This window comes from Nocardioides sp. P5_C9_2, from assembly GCF_054049555.1.
Genome location: NZ_JBFUMD010000384.1, coordinates 1 through 3,845, shown reverse-complemented (window position 1 = coordinate 3,845; position 3,845 = coordinate 1). Strand labels below are relative to the sequence as shown.

3 protein-coding genes are annotated in these 3,845 nt (G+C 71.6%); 2 read left to right on the top strand and 1 reads right to left on the bottom strand.

The genetic code is table 11. The features are described 5' to 3' along the window. Positions 1-1,211, top strand: a 1,211-nt coding sequence (locus ACXJKL_RS16570) for an AAA family ATPase (RefSeq protein ID WP_457208120.1), incomplete at its 5' end; no start/stop codon positions are given. A gap of 129 nt (positions 1,212-1,340) precedes the next feature. Further along, entirely contained in the window at positions 1,341-2,675 is a 1,335-nt protein-coding gene (locus ACXJKL_RS16565) for a calcium-binding protein (RefSeq protein WP_457208119.1), read from the top strand. An 89-nt stretch (positions 2,676-2,764) separates the two neighbouring features. Here the strand turns inward: ACXJKL_RS16565 and ACXJKL_RS16560 are convergent. After that, a partial coding sequence (locus ACXJKL_RS16560; protein ID WP_457208118.1) for a hypothetical protein occupies positions 2,765-3,845 on the bottom strand: 1,081 nt, incomplete at its 5' end.

Sequence of the window (3,845 nt, the reverse complement as noted above, 5' to 3'; positions counted from 1 at the left end):
GCGTGGTCGTGCTCAAGCGGTGCGTGGACGTCGACGACCTGCTCGCCACGGCGACCAGCGGCCAGGCCGACGTGGCGGTGGTGGGCCTCGAGTCACCGGGGCTGGACCCCGCGGCGGTCATGCACCTCCGACGCCACGCCGTGCGCCCGGTCGCCGTCGTGTCGCGCACCGACGACCCGGACGTGCTCGCCCGGGCGCTGCGCATCGATGTCCACGCCCTGGTCGCCTTCGACGACCCCGACGGCCTGGCCGAGGCGGTGACGACGATCGAGGACGTCGCCGACACCCGGGTCCGGCCCGATCCCGGTGCCGACCCGGACGTGTCGGTGCCCGTGGAGGGCGGACCCGACGGGGACCGCCGTCTCGTCGTCGTCTGGGGACCGGGGGGCGCGCCCGGGCGCACCACCACGGCGGTGACGATGGCCTCCGAGCTCGCCCGTCGGGGGCGCGACACGGTCCTGGTCGACGGCGACCCGTACGGCGGAGGCGTGGCCCAGCAGCTCGGCATCCTCGACGAGGTGTCCGGGATCCTCTCCGCCGCCCGGCTGGCTGGCTCGGGTCACCTGGTCGAACGGTTCGGGTCGACGTGCCGGGGCGTCGGGGACCAGCTGCGTGTGGTCACCGGCCTCCCACGTGCGGACCGGTGGATCGAGGTGCGCGGCTCGGCCATGGAGCAGGTCCTCGAGTGCGCTCTCGAGCACGGCGACGTCGTCGTGGACACCGGCTTCAACCTCGAGGACGAGCCCGGGCAGGACTTCGGGTCCCGTCCGTCGCGCAACGCGATGACCCTCACCGCGATCGATCTCGCCGACGAGGTGGTGGTGGTCGGCTCCGCGGATCCGGTCGGGCTGTCCCGCCTGGCCAGGGGTCTGGTCGACCTTCGTGACCGCACCGGGGGCACGCCCGTCCGGGTCGTGGTCAACCGGATGCGTCCGACGCTGGGGTGGTCCGAGCGGGAGATCGCCGGCATGGTGGAGGGGTTCTCCCGCGTCCTGGGACTGCACTTCCTCCCCGAGGACAGGCCGGCTGCGGACCGCGCGCTGGTCGCGGGCCGCGCCCTGGGGGAGGTCGGTGACTCGGCGCTGCTGCGCGCCGTCGGGGGCGTGGTCGATGCCGTGTTCCCCGCGTCGGTGGGGTTCGAGCAGGTCCCACGACGGGCCCGACCACGGGTCGGGAAGAGGGCCGGACGAGGGGCCGGAGAGAGGCGATGAGGGGCTAGTCCGAACGGGCCCCCCGCTGCACCCGGTCGGGTGAACCTTTGTCAAGGAACTGACAAGAGGGCTTCAAGAGGTGACACTGGTCGTCCCCCCAGCGTCAACCCCCCTTTTTGGAGTACTCCCATGCAGAATATCGTCGCGCGCTCCGGCGCGTCCGTGATTCTGGTGGCTTCCCTCGCCCTCGCCGCCGCACCTGCGGTGGGCGCTCAGCAGGTGGCCTCCCGCTCGTCCGACCGCATCAACGGCTCAGGCAAGCCCGACATGATCAAGTCCCTCTCGGGCCAGGACAAGGTCGCGTCCAAGGGCGGCAAGGACACCGTCTACGCCGGACCGGACAACGACTGGGTCGACGGCGGCTCCGGCAACGACAAGCTGTGGGGCCAGGACGACCACGACACCGTCCTCGGTGGCGGCGGTCGTGACCTCCTCATGGGCGGCACCGGCAACGACGCCCTCGACGGTGGCAACGGCGAGGACGCCGTCGTCGGCGGACCCGGCGACGACGCGCTCGTCGGCCAGGCCGGCAACGACAAGCTCCAGGGCCAGGGCGGCGTCGACTCGCTCCTCGGTGGCGCTGGGGCCGACTGGCTCGTCGGCGCCGAGGGCGACGACAGCATCGACGGCGGCACCGAGGGTGACCGCATCGACGGCGGCACCGGCAACGACTCGATCCTCGGTGGGGACGGCAACGACCACATCGACGGCAACGGCGACAACGACGCCATCGACGGTGGCACCGGCGACGACCGACTCGCGGGCGCGTCGGGCGACGACAGCATCTACGGTGGCGACGGCGCGGAGAACGTCAACGGCGGACCCGGCAACGACGTCCTCGACGGCGGTCCCGGCGACGACGGCGTCGCTCCCGACAAGACCCAGGGCAAGAACGCCGGGGGCACCCCGGAGATCAACGGCGGCCCCGGCAACGACGTGCTGCGCGGCGGCGACGGCCGTGACAAGCTCCTCGGCCTCGACGACAACGACGTCATCGACGGCGGCCCCGGCGACGACTACGCGCTGCAGGGCGGCCTCGGCGACGACATCATCATCGACGGCGAGGGCAACGACCACTTCATGAAGGGCGACGAGGGCGAGGACATCTACTTCGTCGGTCCGGGCGAGGACTCGGTCTTCGGTGAGCAGGGCAACGACACCATCTACCTGTACCCGGACGGTGCCCGCGACGAGTTCTACTGCGACGACTACGACGACATCGGGTCCGCGCTCGAGGGCAAGAACGACCGTGTCATCTACATCGGCGCCATCGACCCCCTCGACAAGATCCACGCCGAGCGGGAGACCTGTGAGTCGATCTCGGTGATCCCCTACCTGCCCGTGGGCTGGCCGTACGGCCCGGTCGCCGGCATCAGCGCCCGCCAGGCCACGACCTCGGTCCAGGCGTCCGGCACCCCGGTGCGCACGTCGTACGCCGGTCGCCGCCTCGCCCCGTTGGGCTGACGCACCGCAGGACATCCCGCGAGGGGAACGGGACCGGAGTCGGTCGGCGGCGTGCCGGCACCGGGTCCCGTTCCCCGGGGACCGTCTCCTCAGGCGGCGAACAGCAGGTAGAGCCCACCCACGGTGAAGAGCACCATCGCCAGGAGCAGCGGCAGCTGGCCGGTGAGCTGGTGGCGGCGGGGAAGCAGCGAGATGGCCCGGTCGTGCGCGGCGATGACGCCCAGCACGTGCCCGGCGACCACCGCCGCGACCTTGAGCCGGGCCAGGAAGTCCGGGTGGAAGGACAGCCAGTAGTTGACCGAGAGGTCGGCGGTGCCGAGGTAGTCGTCGCCGCGGCTGAACGGGTCGCTGAGCTGCACGAGCGTCGTCTGGCCGTACTCGACGAGGTAGGTCAGGTAGTGGGCGATGATGTAGCCCACGACGATCGGCACCACCGAGTGCGCGAAGAGGTCGGGCAGCGTCGAGCGCCGCGTCTCGGGTCCGACGCCGGTCGCCATGCAGCCCACCGCGAAGATCACCCCGACGCCCACGCAGAACGCCAGCAGCGAGACGTTGTCGATCAGGCCCGAGGGGATGGTCGTGCTCTGCACGAACCGCACCCACGGGCTGGCCTCCTTGAACGAGTCGTACGCCGTGCTGCCGAAGAGCACCGCGACGACGCCGACGAGTCCGGGGGCGACGGGCACGGTGGCGAGGTTGGCCAGCGGGCTGCGCAGGACGAGCCGGTCGTCACGCCGGCCCCAGACGGAGAGCTTGGCCACGAGCGAGGAGTAGACCTCGAAGGGGTCGGCCCGCTCGAAGAAGCGGTTGCCGAAGAGGGCGCCGCCGATGAGCATGATGCCGAGGTAGACCGCGCACCAGAGGCGGACCGGGCCGATCTCGGTGGAGTGCGGGTAGACGAGCTCGAGCCACACGAACGCGAAGAGGCCCACCGCCGCCGGCCAGTAGCCCAGGCGCGCGGGGTAGGTGTACATCCCGACCTCGGGGTCGCTGCCCGACACCTTCGCCAGCACCGCGTTGATGGTGCGGCTGGGGCTGATCGCCTTCCACACCGGCCCGAGGAGCACCGACAGCGGGACCATCCCGACCCACAGGAACACGTAGAAGACCCCGAGGAACGGGTTGACCAGGGTGTCCTGGCCGAAGACCGCCGCGGCGGCGACGTAGACG